General features: G+C 63.4%; 23 protein-coding genes. 13 read left to right on the forward strand and 10 right to left on the reverse strand.

The window, feature by feature from the left end; genetic code table 11:
- Positions 1-108 precede the first annotated feature (108 nt).
- From ACN9MU_RS15510 to ACN9MU_RS15530, 5 genes are all read left to right on the forward strand, one after another.
- Positions 109-1,998: a CocE/NonD family hydrolase gene (locus ACN9MU_RS15510; RefSeq protein WP_426344837.1), complete on the forward strand. Its 1,890-nt coding sequence runs from the start codon at positions 109-111 to the stop codon at positions 1,996-1,998.
- Positions 1,999-2,026: 28 nt separating this feature from the next.
- Complete coding sequence (locus ACN9MU_RS15515; protein WP_426344838.1) at positions 2,027-2,452, forward strand: GNAT family N-acetyltransferase; 426 nt, start codon at positions 2,027-2,029, stop codon at positions 2,450-2,452.
- 90 nt (positions 2,453-2,542) lie between these two features.
- Positions 2,543-2,776 carry a hypothetical protein gene (locus ACN9MU_RS15520; protein WP_426171867.1) on the forward strand — a complete coding sequence of 78 codons (234 nt, stop codon included), beginning with the start codon at positions 2,543-2,545 and terminating at the stop codon, positions 2,774-2,776.
- Between the two features lie 1,041 nt (positions 2,777-3,817).
- The gene (locus tag ACN9MU_RS15525; RefSeq protein WP_426323486.1) at positions 3,818-4,303 is read left to right on the forward strand and encodes a hypothetical protein; all 486 of its coding nucleotides are present in this window, start codon (positions 3,818-3,820) and stop codon (positions 4,301-4,303) included.
- An 86-nt stretch (positions 4,304-4,389) separates the two neighbouring features.
- A complete protein-coding gene (locus tag ACN9MU_RS15530; protein WP_426344839.1) occupies positions 4,390-5,352 on the forward strand; it encodes an MBL fold metallo-hydrolase in 963 nt (320 codons plus the stop codon).
- 64 nt (positions 5,353-5,416) lie between these two features.
- On the opposite strand, the gene ACN9MU_RS15535 is transcribed toward ACN9MU_RS15530, so the two are convergent.
- From ACN9MU_RS15535 to ACN9MU_RS15555, 5 genes are all read right to left on the reverse strand, one after another.
- Positions 5,417-6,091 (reverse strand): hypothetical protein, encoded by a 675-nt coding sequence (locus tag ACN9MU_RS15535; protein WP_426344840.1) that lies wholly within the window; start codon positions 6,089-6,091, stop codon positions 5,417-5,419.
- 184 nt (positions 6,092-6,275) lie between these two features.
- Positions 6,276-7,136 (reverse strand): EamA family transporter, encoded by an 861-nt coding sequence (locus tag ACN9MU_RS15540; protein ID WP_426344841.1) that lies wholly within the window; start codon positions 7,134-7,136, stop codon positions 6,276-6,278.
- Positions 7,136-7,960 carry a substrate-binding periplasmic protein gene (locus tag ACN9MU_RS15545; RefSeq protein WP_426323494.1) on the reverse strand — a complete coding sequence of 275 codons (825 nt, stop codon included), beginning with the start codon at positions 7,958-7,960 and terminating at the stop codon, positions 7,136-7,138. The genes ACN9MU_RS15540 and ACN9MU_RS15545 overlap by 1 nt, the downstream gene beginning before the upstream one ends.
- Before the next feature lie 7 nt (positions 7,961-7,967).
- Positions 7,968-9,224 carry a TCR/Tet family MFS transporter gene (locus ACN9MU_RS15550; RefSeq protein WP_426171877.1) on the reverse strand — a complete coding sequence of 419 codons (1,257 nt, stop codon included), beginning with the start codon at positions 9,222-9,224 and terminating at the stop codon, positions 7,968-7,970.
- On the reverse strand, positions 9,221-9,871 hold the full coding sequence (locus tag ACN9MU_RS15555; RefSeq protein ID WP_426344842.1) for an HD domain-containing protein: 651 nt from the start codon (positions 9,869-9,871) through the stop codon (positions 9,221-9,223). The genes ACN9MU_RS15550 and ACN9MU_RS15555 overlap by 4 nt, the downstream gene beginning before the upstream one ends.
- Positions 9,872-10,015: 144 nt before the next feature.
- On the opposite strand from ACN9MU_RS15555, the gene ACN9MU_RS15560 reads away from it, so the two are divergent.
- Entirely contained in the window at positions 10,016-10,486 is a 471-nt protein-coding gene (locus tag ACN9MU_RS15560; protein WP_426323498.1) for a chemotaxis protein CheW, read from the forward strand.
- Positions 10,483-12,030 carry a methyl-accepting chemotaxis protein gene (locus tag ACN9MU_RS15565; RefSeq protein WP_426344843.1) on the forward strand — a complete coding sequence of 516 codons (1,548 nt, stop codon included), beginning with the start codon at positions 10,483-10,485 and terminating at the stop codon, positions 12,028-12,030. Before ACN9MU_RS15560 ends, ACN9MU_RS15565 begins: the two co-directional genes overlap by 4 nt.
- Here ACN9MU_RS15565 and ACN9MU_RS15570 read toward each other — a convergent pair.
- From ACN9MU_RS15570 to ACN9MU_RS15580, 3 genes are all read right to left on the reverse strand, one after another.
- A complete protein-coding gene (locus ACN9MU_RS15570) occupies positions 12,027-12,494 on the reverse strand; it encodes a ribonuclease HI family protein (protein ID WP_426171884.1) in 468 nt (155 codons plus the stop codon). The genes ACN9MU_RS15565 and ACN9MU_RS15570 overlap by 4 nt on opposite strands.
- 76 nt (positions 12,495-12,570) lie before the next feature.
- Positions 12,571-13,128, reverse strand: a complete 558-nt coding sequence (locus ACN9MU_RS15575; protein ID WP_426171886.1) for a YXWGXW repeat-containing protein — start codon at positions 13,126-13,128, stop codon at positions 12,571-12,573.
- Between the two features lie 108 nt (positions 13,129-13,236).
- Positions 13,237-13,476 carry a hypothetical protein gene (locus tag ACN9MU_RS15580; RefSeq protein WP_426171888.1) on the reverse strand — a complete coding sequence of 80 codons (240 nt, stop codon included), beginning with the start codon at positions 13,474-13,476 and terminating at the stop codon, positions 13,237-13,239.
- Between the two features lie 272 nt (positions 13,477-13,748).
- Here ACN9MU_RS15580 and ACN9MU_RS15585 point away from each other — a divergent pair, with 272 nt between their 5' ends.
- Genes ACN9MU_RS15585 through ACN9MU_RS15600 form a run of 4 tightly spaced genes read left to right on the forward strand, consistent with a single transcriptional unit; the run spans position 13,749 to position 19,585 of the window.
- Positions 13,749-15,938, forward strand: coding sequence for a zinc-ribbon domain-containing protein (locus ACN9MU_RS15585; protein ID WP_426344844.1), 2,190 nt, complete (start codon positions 13,749-13,751; stop codon positions 15,936-15,938).
- A gap of 12 nt (positions 15,939-15,950) precedes the next feature.
- The gene (locus ACN9MU_RS15590; protein WP_426344845.1) at positions 15,951-18,263 is read left to right on the forward strand and encodes an SUMF1/EgtB/PvdO family nonheme iron enzyme; all 2,313 of its coding nucleotides are present in this window, start codon (positions 15,951-15,953) and stop codon (positions 18,261-18,263) included.
- 33 nt (positions 18,264-18,296) lie between these two features.
- A complete protein-coding gene (locus ACN9MU_RS15595) occupies positions 18,297-18,704 on the forward strand; it encodes an OsmC family protein (RefSeq protein WP_426171892.1) in 408 nt (135 codons plus the stop codon).
- Positions 18,701-19,585 (forward strand): pirin family protein, encoded by an 885-nt coding sequence (locus ACN9MU_RS15600; RefSeq protein WP_426171894.1) that lies wholly within the window; start codon positions 18,701-18,703, stop codon positions 19,583-19,585. Before ACN9MU_RS15595 ends, ACN9MU_RS15600 begins: the two co-directional genes overlap by 4 nt.
- Here ACN9MU_RS15600 and ACN9MU_RS15605 read toward each other — a convergent pair.
- Positions 19,582-21,063 carry an FHA domain-containing protein gene (locus ACN9MU_RS15605; RefSeq protein ID WP_426171896.1) on the reverse strand — a complete coding sequence of 494 codons (1,482 nt, stop codon included), beginning with the start codon at positions 21,061-21,063 and terminating at the stop codon, positions 19,582-19,584. The genes ACN9MU_RS15600 and ACN9MU_RS15605 overlap by 4 nt on opposite strands.
- A 193-nt stretch (positions 21,064-21,256) precedes the next feature.
- On the opposite strand from ACN9MU_RS15605, the gene ACN9MU_RS15610 reads away from it, so the two are divergent.
- On the forward strand, positions 21,257-21,940 hold the full coding sequence (locus ACN9MU_RS15610; protein ID WP_426171897.1) for a hypothetical protein: 684 nt from the start codon (positions 21,257-21,259) through the stop codon (positions 21,938-21,940).
- A 73-nt stretch (positions 21,941-22,013) separates the two neighbouring features.
- Here ACN9MU_RS15610 and ACN9MU_RS15615 read toward each other — a convergent pair whose 3' ends face one another.
- Positions 22,014-22,445 carry a hypothetical protein gene (locus ACN9MU_RS15615; RefSeq protein ID WP_426171899.1) on the reverse strand — a complete coding sequence of 144 codons (432 nt, stop codon included), beginning with the start codon at positions 22,443-22,445 and terminating at the stop codon, positions 22,014-22,016.
- 195 nt (positions 22,446-22,640) lie between these two features.
- Here ACN9MU_RS15615 and ACN9MU_RS15620 point away from each other — a divergent pair, with 195 nt between their 5' ends.
- The gene (locus tag ACN9MU_RS15620; protein WP_426171901.1) at positions 22,641-24,077 is read left to right on the forward strand and encodes a M20/M25/M40 family metallo-hydrolase; all 1,437 of its coding nucleotides are present in this window, start codon (positions 22,641-22,643) and stop codon (positions 24,075-24,077) included.
- Positions 24,078-24,089 lie beyond the last annotated feature (12 nt).

A 24,089-nucleotide genomic window follows, 5' to 3' on the forward strand; every position in this document is an offset into this window, starting at 1 on the left:
GTGGCCATTGTTGCTGGGACTGCCGCGGCCGTATGTGCGCGCACTAGCTTTCATATCAGCATTGATTTTCTAGTAATATTGCGAAGTTCATGCCCCACCGGAGTTCCCATGCGTTCTTGCCTCACCCTTATTTCCTTGCTGCTGGCCTCCCATGCAGGCGCGCAAACCTCGCCAATGGCGCCGGATATCGTGTCCGGCTTCGAGGCGCCGCAAGAGCAGGCGGATTACGTCAAACGCGTGGTGATGATCCCGATGCGCGATGGCGTGCGCCTGCATACCGTGATCGTGGTGCCGAAGGGCGCCAGCAAGGCGCCGATCATCCTGACCCGTACGCCCTACAACGCTGATGGCCGCGCGCGTCGTAATGTCAGCCCCTATATGCAGTCCTCGCTGCCGCAGGGCGACGAAGTATTCGGGCGCGATTTCATCCGCGTGTTCCAGGACGTGCGCGGCAAATACGGCTCCGAGGGCGATTACGTGATGAACCGCCCCGTGCGCGGCCCGTTGAATACCAGCCAGACCGATCATGGCACCGATGCCTGGGACACCATCGACTGGCTGGTGAAAAACGTGCCGGAAACGAACGGCAAGGTAGGCATGATCGGTTCTTCGTATGAAGGCTTTACCGTCCTGATGGCGCTGACCGAGCCGCATCCGGCGCTGAAAGCGGCGGTGCCAATGAGCGCGATGGTGGACGGCTGGCGCGGCGACGACTGGTTCCACAATGGCGCCTTCCGCGTCAATACGCTGGACTACATCGCCAGCCAGAATACGGTGAAGGGCCGCGGCGAGCCGCTGGCGACCGGGGCTTATGACGATTACGACGTGGTGCTGCGCGGCGGTTCGGTGGCTGGCCTGGCGCGCAAATATGGGCTGGACCAGCTCAATTTCACCAGGAAGCTGTTCGAGCATCCCGCTTACGACAGCTTCTGGCAGGAGCAGGCGCTGGACCGCATCCTGGCCAAGCGTCCTTTATCCGTGCCGACCATGCATGTAGTAGGGCAGTGGGACCAGGAAGATATCTACGGCACTTACGCGACTTATGCAGCGCTGGAAAAGCAGGACAAGGACAATAAGCTGAATTTCCTCGCGGTCGGGCCATGGCGTCACAGCGGCGTCAATTACGACGGCTCCTCGCTGGGCGCCTTGCAGTTCACCGGCGATACGGCGCTGGAATTCCGGCGCGATGTGATGGTGCCGTTCCTGAAGCAATACCTGGTTGACGGCGCGCCAGCCGCGGACACGCCACCGGTACTGAGCTACCAGACCGGCAGCAACAAGTGGCAGCGACTGGCGCAATGGCCGGCGTCGTGCGCGTCGGGCTGCGCGTCGGCGGCAAAGGCGCTCTATCTGCAGGATGGCTTCAAGCTGTCTTGGTCGCTGGCGGGCAATGCCAAGGGCTTCGACGAGTATGTGGCCGATCCGGCCAAGCCGGTGCCTTTCGTGCCGCGTCCTGTACGCATGGGCGATGAAAACGTGTGGAAGCCCTGGCTGGTGCAGGACCAGCGCTTCGTCAGCGACCGTACCGACGTGTTGAGCTATGTGTCGGAACCCTTGAAAGAGCCGCTGGTGCTGTCCGGCGCGCCTCAGGTGCACTTGCTGGCGTCGACCTCGGGCAGCGACGCGGACTGGGTGGTCAAGGTGATCGACGTATACCCCGACGAGGTGCCGTCGCAGCCCAAACTGGGGGGCTACCAGCTGCCGCTGTCGATGGATATCCTGCGCGGGCGCTATCGCGACAGTTTCGAGAAGCCGTCGGCTATTCCGTCGAACAAGCCGGTGCAGTTCAACTTTGCGCTGCCGCCGGTGAACCACGTCGTGCAGCCGGGACATCGCTTGATGATCCAGGTGCAGTCAAGCTGGTTCCCGCTATATGACCGTAATCCGCAGACCTTCGTGCCGAACATCTTCCTCGCTGCGCCGGGCGACTACAAGAAGGCGACGCAGCGCGTGTTCCATGGCAGCTCGGTAGAGTTGCCGCTGGTAGGTAAGCAATGAATCTCGTACATGCCCGCTAGGAGCGTTGATGGAATTTCGCTGGACTGACTCGACCGAAAAGCTCGACTGGGAAGAAATGTCGGAGCTGTATCGCATCGCACCTCTTGGCATCAAGAGCGGCGAGTGGCTGAAGACCGGTTATTCGAACAGCATGTTCAAGTGCATTGCGTTCGACGGCGAACGAATCGTCGCCGCGGGGCGCGCTGTTGCCGACGGCGTCGATTGCTCCTATCTTTGCGACATTGTGGTTCACCCGGCTTACCAGGGGGCGGGGCTCGGGAAGGAGCTCATACAAAGACTGGTCGACTTGTCCCGGGGCCACCGAAAGATAATCCTTTATGCCGTTCCTGGGAAAGAGCCATTCTATGAAAAGTTCGGATTTCGCCGCATGAACACGGCCATGGCGATATTTGCGGACCCTCAGAAGGCGGCCGCAGACGGCTATACAGAGTGAGATGTACTCATATTTTATGAACTCTAGAAAGGAGGTTCGTTCAAATGCTGCACACAGCTAACTGCCGAATCACACAAAATGGAGCAACATATGCAAGTACATATCTTCAGAGGTCCCGGCCGCATCTTCGGCTTTACCGCACAACCATCGGGTGAAAACCTGCCACGGAAGTATGCGCCATGGTCGGAATTCAGGACCATCGAGCTTCGCAAGGGCGAGCATACACCGGGTGTTGATGCGAACGAATGCCTGGATGACATCGAGACTTATGGAGTGCACGTCACCGATGCGCACTCCCGAATCACTGAGGAAGCAATTCGTTAAGCGGTTCCCGCTACATGCGTCTGAATTGCGGCCGGGAAGGCCTGCGCTGGTGGCCTAACCCCACCGTTTACCGGTCTGTTGCGACGTATTGCGGCTGACCGGCACTTTGGGTCGCTTCGAAGGAGAAGAAGTTGCAGACCGTCCCATGCGTACTTTCAGGTCAAGTCTTAGCTACTATAGTTGAATGATTATGCGACGTCTCACGAAGGTCGAGGACCGGTTTCAAGTTGCCGGACTAGGTCTGATCGTCGTCCCAGGTCCATCGAGAACAGAAGTGGCGGGCGGGGCCAATATTCCTGTCGAACTCCGCCTACCAGATGGATCAGTCCTGCACGCGCATGCGACACTACGACACGTTTTCCAGTCGCCTCCGCCACCACCGGCTGTGGCAGCGCAGTGGGTTTGCATTCTATCGGGAGTATTAAAAGAAAATGTTCCTATCGGTACCGAAGTCTGGAGCTGCAATGTTGCATGACCCATCGCTCCGGCGGTTCGCCCATGTCATCGCTGGAAATCACAAAAATGAGTTACAGATTTCATTTCACCTTTGAAGCGGATTGGCGCAGTGCTCCGGGAGCATACTGGGTGCACGTGCCGGCCGCTGATGACCCTGGAACATTTATTCCTTCGGCACCGAGGGAGGTGCCGCATAAGGGCTTCGCCATGCTGCATGTGGAGTTCGATGTATTCGATCTGTGGTGTAGTTCCCGAGCCCAAATCGACCATTACATAGAGGTTCTTTCGATGACCGCTTTGCCAACTACTCGCCAGCTTTCGAGGTCCCGCGGTGTCGGAGCAGGACCTAATCAACATTGGTTAAGCCGCCTTCCCGGTAGGCTAAAATCTTCGCGGGTACGCCCGGCGCTGGTAAAGGCGCTTCGCGAAGCGAGGGAGTTTGCGACCGCAAACTCGCCCAGTAATGCTTTCCATCTGTACTCGAAAGAGGGGACCGCATAATGCCTCGCGGGCAGCTCTTGGCCGCGTTTATTGTCGGCGGGCAAGCCAAACGACGACACTGATATGCACATAGGGACCTTTTAATTGCTACGCATACTGCCATTTCTCGTACTGCTTCTCTGGTCTTCGATTGCGCTTGCCAAGGATATCTTCATTCATTCGCATCATCCGGTCTCGAAGAGGTTCGCGATCTTCGAAGATAATGAGACGGTTGCCTATCTTTACTTAACAAAACCAGGTACGCAGCGGCCGGAGAAAGATGCCGTTGCTTACTCCCGCGTCCCGCCAGCTCCAGAAGTGGATTGGAACGTCATTGGGCAGACCGGCGAAGTGCCTCCGCTTCCAAGAGACGTCGCGAGCTCTCAAGCGCTCATTCGAAATCCGCGTGAACAGGAGTTCACATTTAAATGGTCCTCTAGCGGCGAGGCAGTAGCGTTGCTACGCAGCGGAGTTCCCATTGCCTTCGCAGCTGCGTCAGAAAAATTTGGATACTCAAAGGCGGTTTCAAAATCCAGCCACCTTGCCAATGCATGGGACCAGAAACGTTACGACGCCATCTTCGGGAAATAGCTTGTCGAGGGAGAAGAACCAAACTGTTCGCTGTCGCTAACTGCCGCTTAAGTCATAACTCTTATCGACGACCGGGAGAAATACAATTGAAGTCTTCACTGCTCTTTCTTACGGCGTTTGCGTATGCTGCCGTTAGCGCGGCCGAGCCGCCTTACACCTTCATCGAAGGCAAGGTGCCCGAAGATGTGCAGCCGGATGGGAATTCGATTGTGTTCGAGGGCCCAAAGGAGATCCTGGTGATCGATACCGGCCGTCATCCAGAGCACACCGACAAGATCATCGCCGTTGCAAAGGCGCGAAATAAACCCATCACGGCCATCATCAACACGCACTGGCACCTCGATCATGCGACCGGCAATGCTCGCATCCGTTCTGCCTATCCTGGCGCGAAGCTTCACGCAAGTACGGCCGTCGAGGGGGCGTTGCAAGGCTTCTTGATCCGGAATGTCGAAAAGGCGAAAGCGAGGCTGGAAGATCCATCGGTGCCCGAACCGCGCAAGGCCGATACGCGGCTGTACCTGAACGCGATCAACGATCCTGCCAACCTGGTCCCCGACCAGCCAGTCAAGGGAGCGATGTCGATAAATGTTGGCGACCGCGAACTGCAACTGCATCTGGCCAAATACGCGGCAACCGAAGGCGACGTCTGGGTCCATGATCCGGCCAGCAAGACCGTGTTCGTTGGTGACCTGGTGGTGGTGCCGTTGCCATTCTTTGATACGGGCTGTGCGGAAGGCTGGCGGCAGGCGCTTGCTGAGATCGACAAAGTTGATTTCCAGACCTTGGTGCCGGGACATGGCTTGCCGATGGATCACGCCGCGTTCTCCAATTACCGTCGCGCGTTTGATGCATTCACCGCTTGCGCCGAAAGCAGTCAGCCTACGGCTAGCTGCGTCGCAATCTGGATGCAGAAGGGGGCGGCCTTCGTGGCCATGCATCCGGACCCCAAGTATTCGGAAGCTGCGCTTGCGTACTATGTTGACCAGGTATTGCGCATACCCGCCAAGCGCGCTGATTACTGCGGAAATCCGAATGAAGCCGCTCGATGAGCCCATCATGGGTACTCTCGGTGTGTGAGCTCACCGGCCAGTGGCGCAGGCTTTCCGGGCGAAATTAGTCGGGCGGAGCGTCCTCCTGACGGCGGTATCGTTGGCGCCGGTCTGGTGTGGGGATATCCCTGGCGGCCGCCGTCGAGGCAGTGGAAGCTGGCTGGTGGCGGGCTTGTGTGGGGATGGGCGGTACTCGGGGAAGGCGTGAATGCCTGGCCGGTGCGGGCGCAGTGGTTGGCGGCAGTACGGTCGAAAATCCAGCCGGTGTCTGCGCGGGCAGCGGCGGTGCAAGCGTTTGCGCAGGCGCGGTTCGCAAGACGGGCATCCTTTCCAGTTCGCGGCGATAGGCATCGGCGCGCTTCCAGTTGTTTTCGTGAGGAAATAGCAGTGCCACTTCTGCCCAGGCACTGCGCGAAATGCCTTTGCAGCGGCAGATGAAAGCATGCGGCGAAACCCGTTCGCCTTGATACATGATGGAATCGCCAAGGACCTCGGCATATGCGAAGCCTGTACGGTTCCATGCACGCAACTGAGTGCCTTCTGGCAGGAAAACGGTTTTCCACTGGTAGCCGCGATGGCGGATGGCCGGTCCTTTGCCCAGCTCGCCACGGGTAAGCCACTCCTCGATCGCTAATGCCGCCAGTTCGCCGGCGCTCGCCTCGCCGGGACTGGCTTCAACATATTGCAATAGCCGGCACAAGGTACCGGCGGGTAACGCCAGAGTCGCTATGTCTTTCATGCTGTTTTCCTCCGCTGTTTTGCGCTGAAACGCGCTGTTTTCCGCTGCTCTTGTCTTGGACCGGGTCGTGCAGAGAGAGTTCCAGAAAAAGCAGCGGAAAACAGCAGAAAACAGCGCGTCATTTCAGCGGAAACGCCATAGGCAGCCAGGTCGATTTACCTGTACCAGTGCCGGATGCCGCAGTCTAGGCCAGGCGCATCAGGACGGCGCCGGCGGCGATGGCTGCAATGGCGAAGGCGCGCTTGCTGCCTATGCGTTCGGACAGGAAGAATTTGGCGATCAGTGCGGCAAACAGGATCGAAGTCTCGCGCAGGGCTGCGACGGCGGCGAGCGGGGCGACCGTCATTGCCCACAAGGCCAGGCCGTATGCGCCAAGTGTGCCGGCGCCGCCGAGGATGGCGACATGCCAGAATTGTCTGGCATAGGCGCGCAGTTCACGCGGACAGCGGAACAGGCACCAGGCCAGCAGCCCGATGGCGCTCAGAACGTGCAGCCACATCACATAAGCTGCGGGAGCGGCGGAGGCGCGGGCGCCGAGGCCGTCGAGCAGCGTATAAGCGGCGATGACCAGGGCATTCAGCAAGGCGTAGGCGCTTGAGCGGCGGCGAGAACCTGCATCTGCGCCGTCGCCGTCAGCGGGACGTGTAGCGAACCAAAGGCCGAAGATGCCGCCGCTGATGCACGCTACGGCGGCGCATTGGGGCGTGCTAAGGTGCTCGCCCAGCAGGGGCACGCTGGCGATGGCGACCAGCAGCGGGGCGCTGCCGCGCATCAGCGGATACGCGTGGCTCATGTCGCCGTGGCGGTAGGCTGCCGCGAGCAAGCCGTAGTAAGCGTAGTGGATGACCGTGGAGGCCAGCGCGTAAGGCCAGCTAGCGGCGGCGGGTTGTGCGAGGAAGGGCAGCAGCGGCAGCGAGATCAGTGCGGCGCCGCTGGCCACCAGCACGCTGCTCAGGAAGGGATCGCGGCCTTTCTTGACCAGCGCATTCCAGCCGGCGTGCAGCAGCGCGCCGCACAGGACGATGGCGACTACCGAGGGCGCCATCAGCGGGGCCGCACGCTTTCGGCGAGGATTTCCGGGCGGTGGTAGCGCTGGAAGCCTTCCATTACCACGTTCGATTTGGCGGCGCGTTCCAGCAGCTCGAGCAGCAGGGCGCGGTCATCCGGGTCCAGCGAAGACCGGGAAACGTAGACGCCGGTCTGCTGCCATGGCAGTTCGGGAATCGGCTCCATGCGCAGCCGGTCCAGCATGCCGTTCACGCGTGCTTCCCGGTTGATGGCGCCGGCCAGGATGGTCGGCCCCATGATCGTGAGGTCCACCGCGCCAACGTATAGCAGGCGAGCGACTGCGCTCGGCTCCACTTCGGTGAACAGGCGGCCCTGGCGCGCCAGCTCGCGCACGATGGCCTGGTAGGCGTCGCCATAGTCGTAGCCGCGGACAATTGCCACGCGCAGGTCGCGCCGGTCCAGCAAGTCCTGGGCATTGGCAATTTGCGGCCGCGGGCTTTGCAGGGAAATCAGTACGGCGCGGTGCCCCACCATCGGCACGAAGATGCCGCTGACGTCGCGCGCCGGTGTGCGGGTGGCCGGCACCAGCAGGTCGGCCTTGCCGGACTCGAACAGCAGTTCCTGCCGGGCGCGCGGGACCGAGCTGAAAACGAAGTGGCAGCCTGCGCGCGGGCCAAGGCTGCGGAATATCTCCGGATAGATTCCGCTGTATGTCCCGTTGTTGACGATGACGCTGACACCGGTGGTCGATACCGGCACCACGATGTCGCGCGAGCAGTCGGCATGGGACGGCAAAGCCGCCGCCGCCAGCGGCAGGGCGGCGAGCAACTGGCGGAAGAAGCTGTGCGCGCGTCCGGTCATGGGCTGATTATGCGCCTGTTTCCGAAGTCGCCGTCGTGGCCATATGGTGTTGGCGGAAGTAGCGCCGGGCGACGTAGATGCCGACCGCCTGCATCGCCGCGCACAGGAAGAAGGTGCTGCCGATGCGCCAGTCGCTCGGGGGCAGGTGGCTGACCGTGCCGAGGATGGCGCCGCCCAGCAAAGGCATGATCACCGTACCAAGGCTGCTGATCGACTGCAGGGAGCCCATCAGTTCGCCCTGTTCGTTGGCCGGCGTCGCCTTGGACACGATGCCTTGCAGCGCCGGGCCGGCGGCGAAGGCCAGCAGGTTGCACAGGATGAAGACATACATCATCCAGCCGTGCGTGGCCAGGCCATACAGCATGTAGGTGATGGCGCCCGAGGTCAGGCCCAGCAGCGACAGGCGTACCTCGCCGAACTTGCGGATCAAGACGCCGAGCAGGCCGGCCTGCACCACGGCTGCCGTCAGGCCAACGCAGAACAGCGCAGCGCCGTTCTCCGCCGGGCTCCAGCCGAAGCGGAAGTGGGTGTACAGCACCCAGGTCGACTGCAGCATCATTTGCGCGCCGGTCACCAGGGCGAACGTGATGACCAGGCCGCGGATATCCTGGCGCCGGGCCAGCTTGGCCAGCGAGTTGAACGGGTTGACCGACACCAGCTTGAATTTGGTGCGCTGTGCTTCCGGCAGCGATTCGGGCACGAAGAAGTAGCCGTAGATGAAGTTGGCGAACGATAGCGCCGCTGCGACGTAGAAAGGCAGGTGCAGGTTGACGTCGCCCAGCAAGCCGCCCAGCATCGGCCCGCAGATGAAGCCCAGGCCGAAAGTGGCGCCGATTTTGCCGAAGCTCTTGGCGCGGTCTTCATGGCTGGAGATGTCGGAAGCATACGCGGAGGCGACCGACATGCTGGCCGAGGACATGCCCCCGATCACGCGGCCGATGAAAAGGCAGGCCAGGTTGGGCGCCCAGGCGGTGGTCAGGAAGTTGATGCCCATGCCGGCCATGGAATACAGCAGCACGGGACGGCGGCCGACCCGGTCGCTGATCGCCCCCAGCATCGGCATGAAGATGAACTGCAGCAGGCCGAAGGTGGCGCCCAGGATGCCGTACCACAGCGCGTGCAGTTCACGGTCCTGCACATACTGGCCGACCAGGATCGGCAGCACCGGCACGATGATCCCGATGCCCAGCATGTCGATGAAGATGCTGACGAGGACGAAGTTCAGGTTGCCTTTCGATCTGGTGTCTGGCGCAAGTTCGCTCATGCTGCCACCGCCCATTCTGCGACGAAGCTGTCGCGAAAGGCCAGCAGCTCCTGCAGGCGCCGTTCGCCCAGCGCGCGGCCGGCGGCGGTCTGCATGGTGCCGGGCAGGGTGGCCAGCTTTACCTCAATGTGGTCCAGCGAATAGGCCTTGTCATTGCGCTCGCGGTTCAGCGCGAGCGGATCGTCCGGGTGCGCCAGCGCGGTGCCCATGCGGCCTGCAATGTAGAACATGCGTGCGAGGCCGACGGCGCCCAGCGCATCCAGCCGGTCGGCATCCTGCACGATGCGCGCTTCCAGCGTGGTCGGCTGCAGCGCGGCGGAAAAGCTGTGGGTTTCGATGGCGTGGGCGACCGCGTCCAGGCGGTCGGCCGGGAAGCCGGCTTCGGCCAGTTGGGCGCGCGCCAGCACGGCAGCCTGGCGCGAGGCGAGGTGGCGTTCCGGGTGGTTTTTCGGCAGGTTGACCAGGTCGTGCAGGTAGCAGGCGGCCATCACGACCAGGCGGTCGGCGCCGGGATGCTGTTCCAACAACAGGCTGGCGTTGCGCCACACCCGGTGCAAATGGTTGGTGTCGTGGGCGCCGTCGTCGCCCGCCGCTGCGCAGGCCAGCGCGACCAGGCGCGGCTGCCAAGTGCTCAGAGAGATATCCATAAAACCTTGTTTCGTTTTTAGCTGCGCAATTGTGCCATGTATTTATCGCAAGCTTGTATGTTTCTCTAGAGCAAAATTCTTGGTGATTATTTTATTGGTCTACGGTAACATTATGCTGTCATCGTTCATAAGTGAAAAATTATCATGACTACAACCACCAGCCAAGCTGCCGAGTTCCTGGCCTTTACCCTGGGCCAGGAAGAATACGGCATCGACATCCAGAAGGTCAGCGAGATTCGCAGCTACGAGAACCCGACCCGCATTGCCAGCGCGCCGGACTACGTGAAAGGCGTGATCAACCTGCGCGGCCTGATCGTGCCGATCATCGACATGCGCGTGCGCTTCCAGCTTGGCGAGCCGACCTACGGCCCGTTCACCGTGGTCATCATCCTGCACATCGGCAGCCGCACCGTGGGCATCGTGGTGGACGCCGTTTCCGACGTGACGACCCTGCAGCCGGAGCAGATCAAGGCGGCGCCCGACATCAGCGGATCGATGGATACTGAATACATCACCGGCCTGGGCACCATCGATGACCGCATGCTGATCCTGGTTGATATTGAACGCCTGATGTCTTCGGCTGACATGGGCCTGATCGAGAAGATGGCGGCATGAACTTCCTGAACAACCTGAGCATCGGCAAGCGCCTGGCGTTCGGCTTTGCGGTGACGCTTGCATTGTCGATCGTGATTGCCGCCCTCGGCGTCTGGCGCCTGCAGCAAGTGGCCGGGGCCACGCGCCATATGATGGAGACGCCGCTGGCGAAAGAGCGCATGATCTCCGACTGGTATTCGAAGATCGACAGCGCGATCCGCCGCACCACGGCAATTGCCCGCAGCAGCGACGCCTCGCTGGGCTCCTTCTTTGCCGAGGAATCGAAAGTATCGAGCGCCACCTCGGCCGAGCTGCAAAAGAAAATCGAACCGTTGATCAGCGACGCCGACGAGAAGGCCTTGTGGGAGCGCGTGATGGAGCAGCGCAAGGCGTATATCGCTTCGCGCGACAAGGTGGCCAAGCTGAAGACAGACGGTGAGCTGGAACAGGCAAACGACGTCTTCGAGAAGACCTACCGCCCGGCTGCCGCGCAGTACCAGGAGCTGGTGCAGGACCTGCTGTCGATGCAGCGCGGGAAGATCGACGCCATCGGCAAGGAAATCGACAGTATTTCTTCCACCAGCCGCAAGCTGTTGACGGTATTGGCGGTGCTGGCCGTGGCCTTCGGCGCGGCGTGCGCCTTCATGCTCACCAAGGGCATCACCACGCCGCTGTCGCGCGCAGTCGAGGCGGCGCGCCGCGTTGCGGCGGGCGACCTGACCGGCGACATCCGCGTGCACGGCAGCGATGAAACCGGCCAGCTGCTGGGCGCCTTGCGCGACATGAACCAGGCCTTGCTGAACATCGTCAGCGAAGTGCGCAACGGCACCCATTCGATCACGATTGCATCCAGCGAGATTGCGGCCGGCAACCAGGACCTGTCGGCGCGTACCGAGCAGCAGGCCGCGTCGCTGGAAGAAACCGCCTCGTCGATGGAAGAGCTGACGTCGACCGTCAAGCAGAATGCCGACAATGCGCGCCAGGCCAACCAGTTGGCCGGAGCCGCTGCTTCGGTGGCGCGCAAGGGCGGCAGCGTGGTGTCGGAAGTGGTGGGCACCATGGAGTCGATCGATGCCTCTTCGCGCAAGATCGTGGACATCATCGCCGTGATCGACGGCATCGCGTTCCAGACCAACATCCTGGCGCTGAATGCCGCGGTGGAAGCGGCACGCGCCGGCGAGCAGGGCCGCGGCTTCGCGGTCGTGGCATCGGAAGTGCGCAACCTGGCGCAGCGCTCGGCAGCGGCGGCGAAAGAGATCAAGGAATTGATCGGCGACTCGGTCGAGAAGGTCAATGCCGGGACGCGCCTGGTGTCGGACGCGGGTAACACGATGGAAGAAATCGTCTCCAGCGTGCAGCGCGTGTCGGACATCATCAGCGAGATCACTGCCGCCAGCGCCGAGCAGAGCTCCGGCATCGATGAAGTCTACAAGGCTGTCGGCCAGATGGACCAGGTCACGCAGCAGAATGCCGCCCTGGTGGAAGAAGCGGCAGCTGCCGCCGAATCCATGCAGCACCAGGCCAGCAACCTGGCTGACGTGGTCAGCGTGTTCAAGGTGCGCTAAGCGGCGCCTGCGCGGATCGCCTGTTGCGACAGGCGGTCCGCATCGCCATTCCTGTGGCGCGGCACCCAGCGCACGTTCACCAGCGTCAGTGCCGCCATCAAATGCCCCACGCGGGCGCGATGTTCTTCCAATGCTTTGGCGCCAGCCTGCGGCGACAGCAGCACATCCTGCACCACCACCTGGCTGTCGCCGTACACCAGCAGTTCCGCCACGCCCAGTTCCACCGCCTTTTCCAGGGCGGCGATCAGGGCCAGGTATTCGGCGTCGCCGCTGCTGCCGTGGCCTGCGCGGCGGCATATTTCCACGCGTTCGCCGGCCGGGCCGGACAACAGCACGCCGATGCCGATGCGGCCCGGATTGGGATGGGCGGAGCCGTCGAACCAGGCGCGCCATGCTGCGGGAGAGGCGGCGACGGGCTGGCGCGCGAGTTTTTCAGCGCGCGCACGTTCTTGTCTTATCTGCATAGGTGAAGGGGCATGAAAAGGCCGCCTGGACCGCGCAACAGGCTGTTGCGGGCCAGGCGGCCATTTTCACACGCCGTTAGCGGCGGCGAGGATTGTCCGGGCGGTGGTCGTAGCGGTTGGGCACGCCGTCGCCATCGCGGTCGCGGTCATATCGGTTTGGCACGCCGTCGTTGTCGCGGTCGCGGTCATAGCGGTCCGGCACGCCGTCGTGGTCGCGGTCCCGGTAGCGGTCGCGATGGTGGTCGCGATAGTAGTAATTGTCGCGGTGGACATCGCGGTAGCCGTAGCCGGGGCCCTGGACGTAGCTTGGGCGGCTATCGTAGACGGTCCAGCCGCCTTCACGCCATCCCCAGCCGTTGTCGACACGGACCCATTGCGAAGGGGCGTAGCGGTAGCCCGGACGTTCCTGCAGCCAGTGGCCGGCGACCCAGACGTGGCGGTAGCCGTCCCAGCGCCATACGCCAGGGGCCCATACATAGCCGTAACGCGGCGGCGGCACGCTTTCAAAACGCAGTGGTGGAGGAGCGTTGCCGATCACGACGCTGAAATCAACCTGCGCCAGCGCGGCGGTCGGTGCTAATGCAACCGTGCCAAGTGCCAGGGCGGCTGCAGCGATGAGTTTCGATTTGAACATGGCTTTTCTCCTGTTTGGTGATGCGCTGAGTTCAATATACCAAGCGCTGCGAAGAGGCGAAAAGCCTGATTCAGTTTTTTACAAATCCCGCAGGGAAGTAACAATTGCTCAGATCTTGTCGCCCGGGGCAGCTTTGCGTTCTGCCGCCAGCGAGGCCTGCTTTTCCGCTTCGCTCATGCGCTTGGCAGCGACCACCACCACCGGCACCGCAGGCGCTGCCCGGGACGCGCTGGCGGCGGCAGCCGGCGCCGTCGTTTCATCGGCGCGGTTTTCAAGCACCAGGCTGGCGGCGCAGGCCAGGCCGATCATGGCGATGAACAGGGCTTCGAAATTTCGCAGGGCTTTCATGATGTTCTCCGCTTGAGGACTATCCATGTGCACACTGTATCCATGCCGCCTGCCGCCAGCCACCGGCGTGCGACAAGCGGTCCAAAACGTGGTGCGAAATGCAAAAAAGCCGGGCTTTTGCGGCCGAATCGCGAACAGAAGGGAAATCGTCCCTCATACGGAGCGAATGGATGGGCTGCCCATGTGCCAAGATAGGGAGGTGCGTAATGGGCAAATGGGCCCATGGCGCCCTGATACAATCGACAGGCGCAGGGTCAGACAAGGAGTGGGAAATGTTCAAGATGTTTGGTTTTGGCGGCGTGAAGTGCCCGCGATGCGGGCACCGCAACGGCGACAGCTCCGACTACTGCAGCCATTGCGGCCTGTCGCTCGGCGCGCCGCGCGGCGAGCCCGTGGTGCGCGACAACCGCTGGATCCCGGCCAGCGATGAGCTGGCGGTGTTCTTTGGCGTGCGCCAGCTCTCCGGCCTCTTCACCAAGACCCTGCACGTGCCGGCCGCGACACGCGCTTTCATCCTGCAGGGCGAACAGGTCAGCGAGGTGCCGCAGGGCGACTACGAGCTGGACGGCCTGTTCGCGCGCCTGGGCAAGCTGCGGCGCGACGAGCCGGGCGAAATCCTGGTCACCCGCAGCTCGCCGCTGCCTGTCGAGTTCAATTTCACCGACTTGCTGAGCGCCGAATTCCTGAAGCTGGCCGCGCATTTCACGGTCGGCCTGGTGGTGCAGGACGTGCCCGCCTTTGCGCGCCATTTCATGACAGCGCCGGGTACCGTCACCACGCTGCAGCTGCACGACCTGCTGGCGCCGTCCATGCGCCAGCTTGCGGCCGAATTCCTGGGCAGCCGTTCTGTGCGCGACATGGCCAGTACCAGCGTGCTGCGCGAGCAGCTCAACGAACGCCTGCACAGCGCGCTGGGCCAGCGCCTGGCCGAATTCGGCCTGGCGGCGGCGCAGGTGGAAACCTTGTCACTTCGACACGATAAATACGATGACAACCGCGAGCGGGAGGGGAGCCTGTTCCTGGTGGCGGACGAGCGCCAGCGGCAGCTGGAGCACGTCAAGCAGCTCGACCAGCTGTACAACGAGGAAGAATGGCAGGCCATCAGCCGCCAGGAGCAGAAAATGCGCAGCGATTTCCGGCGCGCCGAGCTGAAGGCCGAAGCCGAGGAGCAGATGCAAGCCATCCGCGCCCGCGAAATCGACCTGTATGGCCGCATCGTGGCGGCCAAATCGCGCAAGCAGGCCTTCGAACACGGCGCCGGGCTGGCCTTGGCCGACCTGGAACATGAACTGGCGCGCCACAAGTCGCTGCATGCCGGCGAGGCGGCCCAGTGGGACCAGGTGCGCCGCCTGGCGCAGATCAAGATGCGCACCGAGATGGAACTGGCGCAGCAGGCGGGCCTTGAGGAAAAGGCACTGGCCAGGCAGCGCTTCTCGCACCAGTTGTACCAGCAGCAGCTGCAGTACCGCGTCCAGCAGGCGCTGGCCATCGAGGACGAAGAGCACCGCCGCAAGCAGCTCCAGCTGCTGCGCAAGGCCGAAACCGACGCCACGCAGCGCGAGCAGGAGATCGAGGCCGAGCACCACCGGGCGAAATTCCAGGGCCTGGCCCTGGCCAACGCCGCCCGCCATCGGGAGGCGGAGCGCATCGTCGAGTGGGAGGAAGAACAGCACCTGGCCCGCAAGCGCGAGCTGGCGCGCGGCGAGCAAGCCAAGGACGCCAGCGCGCATGTCCATGTGGCCGAAATCAGCGCCAAGCTGGAAGAATTGAAGCGCAGCGGCGCAGCCGCCGAATCGGTGGCCCAGTATGAAAAGCTGCTGCGCACCATCGAGGCCGACGGCGTGCAGCAGCGCCAGGGGCAAAGCCTGGCGCGCCAGGCAATGCTCGACCAGGTGGCCGTGGAAGAACAGCGCCTGCAGCTGAAACTGCGCGACCAGGAAGCGCAGTGGCAGCAGTCGCTGAAAAAGATGGAAGCGGAGCGAGAAGAGCGCTTCAACCGCTGGAAGGTCGAATACGACAGCATGGTGGCGCAGCAGCAGCACGCCGCCGACCTGGCGCGCATCGACATCGACCGGCTGGAGGCAATCGGCCGCATGAGCGATACGGCCAAGATTGCGCTGGCAGCGACGCCGAACGCCGAAGCGCTGTCGCGCCTGATGCGCCAGCAGGCCCAGGCCGCGATGTCGCCCGAGCAGCTGCAGGCGCTGGCCGGCGTGGTCGCCGCCGAGAACAGCATCACCACGGCCGAGGCGCTGCGCCTGGCGCGCGAGGAAGTGCGGGATGAACGCTCTTATCGCGACACGGTGGGCGACAAGGAACGCCAGCACCAGCTCGACCTGCTGCGGGCGCAAGCGAGCGTCGGCGCGTCGGCGGCGCGCCGTTGCCGGAATGGCCATATGGTGCCGACCGATTGCGGCGACGCGAAATTCTGTCCAGAATGCGGGGCGCCGCTGGCGAGGTAAAGCACGAGAGAGATGCAGACAGCCCGAGACAAGATTCGCGAACTGCGTGCCCTGCACGAAGATGGCCTGTTAAGCCTGCAAGAGTTCGACCGCCGCAAGAATGCCATCCTGGACGCCGAATACGCGCCGCCGGGAGGGGCGGCAGCGCCCATCGCCATCCCGCGCCAGGGTACCGAGCTTGGCCTGATGGCCGGCCAGGAAATCGGCCCGCACAACCGGCGCTACCGGCTGGAGCGCCTGATCGGCATGGGCGGCATGGGCCAGGTATGGCAAGCCACCGACCTGGCGACCCATGCTGAACTGGGCCACAGCGCCGTGGTTGCGCTGAAGATCCTGCCGCCGCAGCTTACCCAAAGCCCGGCCCACGCCAAGCTGCTGATCGAAGAAGCGACCCAGGCGCGCCGCCTGGCGCATGACAATATCGTGCGCGTCTACGAATGGGCGCAGGACCCCGCTACTTCCAGCTATTTCATCATCATGGAATGCCTCGAGGGGCAGGATCTCGAGGCTTGGCTGGCGGAGCATGGCAAGGCTACGCCGGCACAGGTCGAGCAGATGCTGCGGCCGGTGGCCAATGCGCTGCAATACGCCTGGGGCAAGCACCGCCTGGTGCACCGCGACCTCAAGCCGGGCAATGTGTTCCTGACCGCGGCCGGCGAAATCAAGCTGCTCGATTTCGGCATCGCCTCGCGCGCGCGGTCGACCGGCACCGACCTTGGCATGGCGACGCCCAATGCCGGCACTGCCGGCTACCGGGCGCCGGAGGCCGGCACCGGGCAGGGCGCGCCGCGGCCGCAGCTGGACGTCTATGCGGTAGCGGTGATGATCTACCAGCTGCTGGAAGGGCGCCTGCCGTTCGACCAGCCCACCGCCCTGCTCGAGCCGCCCAAGCCGGCGGCGCTCAACGCGCAGCAATGGGAAGTATTGAAGCACGGCTTCGCCAACCGCGCCGGCGAGCGGCCGGAATCGGTGGCCGCGCTGCTTGACGCATTAAGGGATGCCGCCGGGCCGAACGCCGAAGAAGCGGCGCAGCGCGAAGCAGCCAGCAAGGCCGAACGGGCCGCTGCGGAACAGCAGGAACGCGAAGCGCGAGCCGCGCGTGAACAACGGGCCCGCAACGATGCCATCGCCCGCGCCGAGGAGGAAGAGCAGCGGCGCCAGAAGGAAGTTGAACTGGCCGCCCGGCGCAAGGCGGAAGCGCAGGCCGCGGCGCAGGAAAAGGCGCGCCAGGAGCAGCTTCGCCGCGAACAGGAAAAGCAGCGCAAGGCGCAGGCCGAGCAGGAAGCGAAGGAGCGCAAGGAGCGCCTGCGGCAGCAACTGATTGCGCGCCGCGATGCCGATGCGTTGAAAGCGCGCCAGGCCGAGGAAGAATACCAGCGCAAGATGGCGCAGCTGAAGGCGGAAGCAGCCTACCGCGCAGAGCAGGAGCGCCACCGCAAGGAGCAGGCGGCGCGCAAGGCCGCCGAACTGGCGGCGCTGCTGCCGAGCGCCAGCAGCCCGGTAGCCGATGCGGAAGGCGTGCTGCGCGACCGCTTCACCGATGGCAGCGGCGTCGGGCCGGACCTGGTGCTGATCCCGACCGGCCGCTTCCAGATGGGCTCCAACGAACATGAGCACAAGGCTGCCGTGAAGGCCGGGGCGCAGAAAACTTCGCTGGACAAGGAATTGCCGGCGCACTGGGTCGGCATCGAGCACTCCTTTGCACTGGGCCGCTATCCGGTGACCGTGGGCGAGTGGCGCGTCTTCGTGAAGGCGACGGGCTGGCAGTCGAAGCTGGACGTCGACTGGCAGCACCCAGGCTTTGCGCAGGATGAGCGCCACCCCGTGGTATGCGTCAGCTGGCACGACGCGCAGCTGTACCTGCAGTGGCTTGGCGAGAAAACCGGCCAGCAATACCGCCTGCCGAGCGAAGCGGAATGGGAATACGCCTGCCGCGCCGGCAGCCACACGGCGTTCAGCTTCGGCGACCAGATCACGCCGGAACACGCCAACTACGACGGCCATTTCACCTACAACGACGGCCCCAAAGGCAACAGCCATGGCGGCACGACCCGCGTGGGCAGCTACCAGCCCAATCCATGGGGCCTGTTCGACATGCACGGCAATGTATGGGAGTGGACGCAGGACACGGTGCACGATAACTACCTTGGCGCACCCATCGACGGCAGTGCATGGGAGCAGGGCGGCGACAAGGCGCGCCGCATCCTGCGCGGCGGAGCATGGCTGTACCAGCCGCGCTACCTGCGTTCGGCCATGCGCAATGGCTATTCGGCACTGCTGGCAAACGATGTGGTGGGCTTCCGCGTAGCGCGCAAGTTGGTGTAAATTGCTGGCTAAATCAACAAGCAGGAAACCAATATGACCGTTAAAGTAGCCCGCGACCAGTCGCTTCCAATGCGCAGCATCCTGCATGTGCGCAACCACATCGTCTCCGTCGACGGCACGATCGAAGAAGGCGGCAACGATGCCGGCCCGTCGCCGCACGACCTGTACGACGCCGCCGTCAGCGCCTGCAAAGCGCTGACCGTCATCTGGTACGCTCGCCGCAAGGGCATTCCGGTCGAAGATGTGCAAGTGACCACCGAGCGCGATGCCAGCGAAGAGCGCAAGGGCGTGTACCGCCTGGCCGCTACGCTGCACCTGACCGGAGAGCTGAGCGCGGAGCAGCGGGAAGAGCTGCTGGCCATCTCGCAGAAATGCCCGGTGCATAAGCTGATGACGGCCGTGACCACCGAAATCTCCACCAAGCTGGGGCCATTGCCATGAACATTGCGCAACTCCTGAAAGGCCATGAGAAGGACCTGGGCGGCGGCTTTGTGGTGCGCCGCTATTTGCCGGCTGCCATGAAGCAGGCGGTTGGTCCATTCATATTCTTCGACCATTTCGGCCCGGTCGACGTGCCTGCCGATGCCGACCATGACGTGCGGCCGCACCCGCATATCGGCCTGGCCACCGTTACCTACCTGTTCGAAGGGGCGATGGAACACCGAGACAGCCTGGGCACCTTGCAGCGCATCGAGCCGGGCGCCATCAACTGGATGACCGCAGGGCGCGGCATCGTGCATTCGGAGCGCACTCCGCAGGACCTGGTGGGCGTGCCGCACCGCACGCACGGCCTGCAGTTGTGGGCCGCCTTGCCCAAGGCGCATGAGGAGGACGAACCTTCGTTCGCCCATACGCCTGCGGCGGCCATTCCGGAAATGCTGGTCGACGGCGCCAGGGTGCGCGTGCTGATCGGTTCCGCCTTTGGCCACGTTTCGCCGGTGAAGACCTTCAGCCAGACGCTGTACCTGGACGTGAGCCTGAAGGCGGGCCAGCAACTGGAACTGAGCGGCTTGCCGGCGGAAGCTGCCGTCTATCCGGTAAGCGGTTCGGTCGACGTCGATGGTGCTCCGGTGCCGCAAAACACGATGGCGCTGCTCGACACATCGAATTCGCAGCGGGTCAGCGCAAACACGGATGCGCAATTCGTGATCATCGGCGGCGAGCCGCTGGACGGCCAGCGTTTCCTGTTCTGGAATTTTGTTTCGTCGAGCAAGGAGCGCCTCCTCAAGGCGGCCGACGACTGGGAAGCGCAGCGCTTTGCCAAGGTGCCCGGCGAGACGGAATTCATTCCGCTGCCGAAAAGGCCTTCTGCCGCGACTTAAGCGGCAGCTTCGGCTGGCGGGATGTGCGCGGCGGCGCTGCGCACAATCCAGTGCTCCGGATAAGGATCGCTGGCGAAACGGGTATGGGCCGGAATGCGGCTCAGTTTTTCCTGCTTCGGTGTTGGCGCCAGCGCGGTTTCCTTGCCGGTGAGCTGGTCGACATGCCAGAAGCCGCCCTGGTGGTGCATCAGCAGCGGCAGGCTGGAGGCCTTCGGCAGCGCGTTATGGCGCGGCAGCGGATAGCCGGGATGGGTGTCCGCCGCCAGCAGCACGAAGCATTCGGCGCGCGCGCCTTCGTCGATACGGTGCAGTATCACGCCGTGCGGCATCACGGCGCTCACTTCCAGCAGCACGATGCCCTTGATGCTGGCGCTCATTTCAATCTTCATGCCGGTGCGCAGCGGCACCGGCTTGTTCTTGCCCGGCCAGACCCCGTCCAGCAGCAGCCCGTAGCGCGACACGTCTTCGATCTCGAAACCATTGCGGGTGCGGCGGATCACGGCATGGCGGCCGGACAGGCGGCGCGTCAGGCCGGCGCAATCGGGTCCTTCGGCGCTGAAGTGGTGCAGCAGCACATCGGCTTCGGGATCGGCCAGTTCGAAGCGGCCGAACGACACTTCTTCCATCGCGAACAGGCGGATGTGGCGGCAGGCGCCATTTTCCGGGGCGGCATTGATGAAGCTTGCGGCCAGGGTAGGGTGGGGATGCGAAGGACCGCTGCGCGGCTGCTCGATCTCGATCAGGTCTTCATCCCAGGCGATGGTCGAATAGCCAACATCCACCTTGCCCGGCGGCGCCCCGAGGTCGAGGTGGGCGATGCCGGCATTGCGGGCGGTGACGTCGATGTCCATGGTATTGCCGCCTTGCGCGGACACGCGGGCAATCGCGGCATCGTCGGCCATGACGCGCACATTCTTGTGGGTGCTGAGGAAGGTGCGGTGAATTTCGTTCAGGCTGGCGTCGACCCGCGGCACCAGGATGACAAAAGTGCATTCCCATTGGCGCTGCGAGCTCTCGTCCTTGCTGACGATTTCGGCGTGGATCTGGTACTGCCCATGTTCCTTGCCGCGCGAGGAGAATTCCACGAATACAGGGCGCCAGTCGCCATGGACAGAGCGGATGAACTGCTGCAGCAGGACGCCATTCGGAATCAATTCGGAGCGCAGCCGGATCGACAGCTGCGGCGCGCAATCCTGCGGCATGCCGCGCAATTCCATTTTCAGCGACTGGCGGCCGCCGGCGGCGCGCGGGTCGAAGCCGCTGATGTGCAGCTGGGGATAGACGCGTGCCGGCGCGGAATAGCCGGCGACCGGGACGACCGGCGGGCCGCTGCGGGCGTTGCGCATGGTGCTCAGCAGCTCGAAGCTGCCGCCTTCCGCATCGGCTGCCGGCTGCGCGTGGCCGCCGGCGCAAGTGCTTTCCCCTGGCATGACCCAGTAGGTGCAATGCGGATGGTCTGGGTTACAGCACTTGTTCATGGGAGGACGTTCGTAGGGATACCGCAACTTTACGCGTTTACACCGTTGCTTGGCAACACGCCTTTCCTTCGATAAAGGGTGTTTTTACCCCTGTATTCCCGATGAAGCAAAAGCGCAACGGTTTGCCGCCCAACGCTTTGCCAAGCCATTGCCAATGGGTAAGATAAACTTCACCAGAGAAGGAGTTGATGGAATGGCATTATTGAAGAAACTGTTGGCGCTGCGCGATCCCCGCCGTGCGGTGCGCGAAAGCCTGCATCGCCAAGCCATTGAACGTGCCCGACTGGACCCGATGCAAAATGCCAAAGCCGGCAGCCGCGAACTGGCAGGCATGGTCGCCGAACAGTTGCAGGCGCGCGGCGACAATCGTCCTGCATCACTGCTGAGTGCCTTGGGCGCCCTGGCCGGGTTTGCCTGCCAGGTCAGCGCACGCAACAATGCCTTCGCGCATGGGATGCCGCAGCGTGACAGCCTGTCGGAAGACCTGGGCCTGCTGCTGTTCGGGATGGAATTTTCGGTATGGTCACTGGTGGCCGGCGCCGCCCGCCACAACGGCTGCACGCAATTCGTGGAGCCGGCGGAGATCTGGGCGCATGTCGGCAAGTCGATCGGCACACCGGAATTCGGGGTGCCGCGCCTGCCTCCCGAGCATGCAGCAGGAGAGCTGCCTGCCGAATACCTGCAGCTGTTCTGGCCCATGGTGAAGCCGGTGATTGCGCGTTATTGCAGCAATCCGGCGCACTGGCCGGTGATGTGCGCGCTGGCGCTGCAGCAGGCGATTGAACTGGGACCGGGAAAACTGGAGGCAGGGATGGCGATGCGAGTGGCGCTGGAATCAGCGCTGCCGATGGCAAGAATACACGCTGACTTCAGCTGAGAGCGGCGGACAAAAATAGGGACGCCCCCATTTTCTGCTTTCGCGGAAAATGGGGCGTCCCCATTTTTTATGGTTACCAGCGGCCGTGGTGGTGGCCGTGTCCGTGGCCGCGGTAGTAGCGGTCACCGTAGTAGTACACCGGGCGCGGTTCCACGTAGACAGGCGCTGGCTGGTAGTACACGCGTGGCGCCGGTTCGTAATATACGCGAGGAGGCGGGTTGTAGTAGACCGGAGCTGGCTCGTAATACACAGGGGCCGGCTGCGAGTACACGCGGGTCTCGACGTAGCCGCGGCTGTGACGGCCGGTCGGCAGGGAGTTACCAACTGCGGCGCCTACCAGGCCGCCCACCACTGCACCGCCGCTGCCGTTCTGGCTGCCGATCGCGGCGCCGATCACGGCACCTGCTGCGGTGTTGAAGTCACGGTCGCCCGCGGCAAAGGCGGCGGAGGATGCGGTCAGGGCTGCGCCCATCAGAACCAGCCCGGCAAAACGTTTGTTGAACATGGTAAGTTCCCTTTCAATCTCTGTTGGAGTGTAGATTAGCCAGCCGCAAAAAATTGCGCCAGTGCATATACACATTCTTACAAACTCCACAGAGGGGAGAGATTTGTATCGTTAAGTTGCCCTCCATGCAGGAACTTATTAAATACGCTATTGTGTCAAGTTCCGAGCGAAACTTAACCTTCTCACAGGAAACGCATGAACCTCCGCAAGCCCGCACTTTCCGCCCTGTTTGTCTGCCTGCTGGGCGCAGGCTTCTCCGGCATCGCCAGTGCCGCCAGCCCGAACGACGCCGCGACGCTGGGCAAGATCCGCGATGCCGCGATGCAGAGCGACTACGCCTACCAGCGCCTGGAAGACCTGACCGACCTGGTCGGCCCGCGCCTGTCCGGTTCCGTCGGCGGCGCGGCCGCGGTGGAGCAGGTGGCTGCCGCCATGCGTGCGATGGGCGCCAAAGTCACCCTGCAGCCGGTCAAGGTGCCGCATTGGGTGCGTGGCGAAGAGACGGCTGAGCTGGTCGATTACAAAGGCCGGCCAGCCAATATCACCCAGCGCGTGGTGCTGACCGCCCTCGGCGGCTCCGGCGCCACCCCGGCTGCCGGCCTGACCGCGCCGATCGTCGTGGTGCGCGACTTCGATGAACTGAAAGCGCGCGCGGCGGAAGTGAAGGGGGCGATCGTGCTGTTCGACGTGGCCTTCGACCAGGGCATGGCGGACCGCGGCCTGGCGGGCAACGCCTATGGCCAGGGTTCGCGCTACCGCACCAACGGCCCGCGCATGGCTGCGGAGCTGGGTGCTGTGGCCGCACTGGTGCGTTCCGTTGGCGGCGCCGATTACCGCCTGCCGCACACCGGCGCCACCATCCTGAAAGACGAGCAGCGCATCCCGGCCGCAGCGGTGACGGCGGAAGACGCGATGCTGATCAGCCGCCTGATGAGGCGCGGCCCTGTCAAGATGAAGCTGACCCTGACCCCGCAGATACTGCCGGATGCCGACACCTTCAACGTGATCGCCGACCTGCCGGGCAGCGACAAGGCGGATGAAGTCGTGATCGTTTCCGGCCACCTCGATTCCTGGGACCTGGCCACCGGTGCGCACGACGACGGCACGGGCGTGACCACTTCGATGGGTGTGCTTGAAACCATCAAGCGCCTGGGCCTGCAGCCGCGCCGCACCATCCGCATGGTGGCGTGGGCGAACGAAGAGAACGGCCTGAAGGGCGGGAACACCTATTACGAAGCGAACAAGGGCAAGCTGGAAAAGCAGTTCGCAGCCATCGAGACTGACGGCGGCGTAGGCCGTACCTTCGGCATCATGGGCAGCGTGCGCCGCGAAGCGGAGAAGTACTTCGCACCGGTGAGCAACGCCTTGCTGCCGATTGGCGCCGGTGTGTTCAACCGCCGCGATTCGGCATCGGGCTCCGACGTGCACCAGCTGGAAGCAGGCGGCGTACCGGCCTTCATGCCCTACGTCGACACCAGCGCCTACTTCAACTACCACCACACGCCGGCCGACACCTTCGACAAGGTCGACCCGGTGAACATGAAGAAGCACGTGGCGGTCATGTCGGCACTGGCCTGGTACCTGGCCAACACCGACGACCCGATCGGCCGCGCCCCCGAGCAGCTCAAATAAGCCGAGCCCGTG

The organism is Pseudoduganella sp. R-32 (genome assembly GCF_049913245.1).
Classification (GTDB): domain Bacteria; phylum Pseudomonadota; class Gammaproteobacteria; order Burkholderiales; family Burkholderiaceae_D; genus Rugamonas.

What these genes read in the sequence shown, in the direction of transcription:
- ACN9MU_RS15510 (WP_426344837.1), top strand. Translation starts at nt 109, where the DNA reads ATGCGTTCTTGCCTCACCCTTATTTCCTTGCTGCTGGCCTCCCATGCA.
- ACN9MU_RS15515 (WP_426344838.1), top strand. Translation starts at nt 2,027, where the DNA reads ATGGAATTTCGCTGGACTGACTCGACCGAAAAGCTCGACTGGGAAGAA.
- ACN9MU_RS15520 (WP_426171867.1), top strand. Translation starts at nt 2,543, where the DNA reads ATGCAAGTACATATCTTCAGAGGTCCCGGCCGCATCTTCGGCTTTACC.
- ACN9MU_RS15535 (WP_426344840.1), bottom strand. Translation starts at nt 6,091, where the DNA reads ATGAAAGACATAGCGACTCTGGCGTTACCCGCCGGTACCTTGTGCCGG.
- ACN9MU_RS15540 (WP_426344841.1), bottom strand. Translation starts at nt 7,136, where the DNA reads ATGGCGCCCTCGGTAGTCGCCATCGTCCTGTGCGGCGCGCTGCTGCAC.
- ACN9MU_RS15545 (WP_426323494.1), bottom strand. Translation starts at nt 7,960, where the DNA reads ATGACCGGACGCGCGCACAGCTTCTTCCGCCAGTTGCTCGCCGCCCTG.
- ACN9MU_RS15550 (WP_426171877.1), bottom strand. Translation starts at nt 9,224, where the DNA reads ATGAGCGAACTTGCGCCAGACACCAGATCGAAAGGCAACCTGAACTTC.
- ACN9MU_RS15555 (WP_426344842.1), bottom strand. Translation starts at nt 9,871, where the DNA reads ATGGATATCTCTCTGAGCACTTGGCAGCCGCGCCTGGTCGCGCTGGCC.
- ACN9MU_RS15560 (WP_426323498.1), top strand. Translation starts at nt 10,016, where the DNA reads ATGACTACAACCACCAGCCAAGCTGCCGAGTTCCTGGCCTTTACCCTG.
- ACN9MU_RS15565 (WP_426344843.1), top strand. Translation starts at nt 10,483, where the DNA reads ATGAACTTCCTGAACAACCTGAGCATCGGCAAGCGCCTGGCGTTCGGC.
- ACN9MU_RS15570 (WP_426171884.1), bottom strand. Translation starts at nt 12,494, where the DNA reads ATGCAGATAAGACAAGAACGTGCGCGCGCTGAAAAACTCGCGCGCCAG.
- ACN9MU_RS15575 (WP_426171886.1), bottom strand. Translation starts at nt 13,128, where the DNA reads ATGTTCAAATCGAAACTCATCGCTGCAGCCGCCCTGGCACTTGGCACG.
- ACN9MU_RS15580 (WP_426171888.1), bottom strand. Translation starts at nt 13,476, where the DNA reads ATGAAAGCCCTGCGAAATTTCGAAGCCCTGTTCATCGCCATGATCGGC.
- ACN9MU_RS15585 (WP_426344844.1), top strand. Translation starts at nt 13,749, where the DNA reads ATGTTCAAGATGTTTGGTTTTGGCGGCGTGAAGTGCCCGCGATGCGGG.
- ACN9MU_RS15590 (WP_426344845.1), top strand. Translation starts at nt 15,951, where the DNA reads ATGCAGACAGCCCGAGACAAGATTCGCGAACTGCGTGCCCTGCACGAA.
- ACN9MU_RS15595 (WP_426171892.1), top strand. Translation starts at nt 18,297, where the DNA reads ATGACCGTTAAAGTAGCCCGCGACCAGTCGCTTCCAATGCGCAGCATC.
- ACN9MU_RS15600 (WP_426171894.1), top strand. Translation starts at nt 18,701, where the DNA reads ATGAACATTGCGCAACTCCTGAAAGGCCATGAGAAGGACCTGGGCGGC.
- ACN9MU_RS15605 (WP_426171896.1), bottom strand. Translation starts at nt 21,063, where the DNA reads ATGAACAAGTGCTGTAACCCAGACCATCCGCATTGCACCTACTGGGTC.
- ACN9MU_RS15610 (WP_426171897.1), top strand. Translation starts at nt 21,257, where the DNA reads ATGGCATTATTGAAGAAACTGTTGGCGCTGCGCGATCCCCGCCGTGCG.
- ACN9MU_RS15615 (WP_426171899.1), bottom strand. Translation starts at nt 22,445, where the DNA reads ATGTTCAACAAACGTTTTGCCGGGCTGGTTCTGATGGGCGCAGCCCTG.
- ACN9MU_RS15620 (WP_426171901.1), top strand. Translation starts at nt 22,641, where the DNA reads ATGAACCTCCGCAAGCCCGCACTTTCCGCCCTGTTTGTCTGCCTGCTG.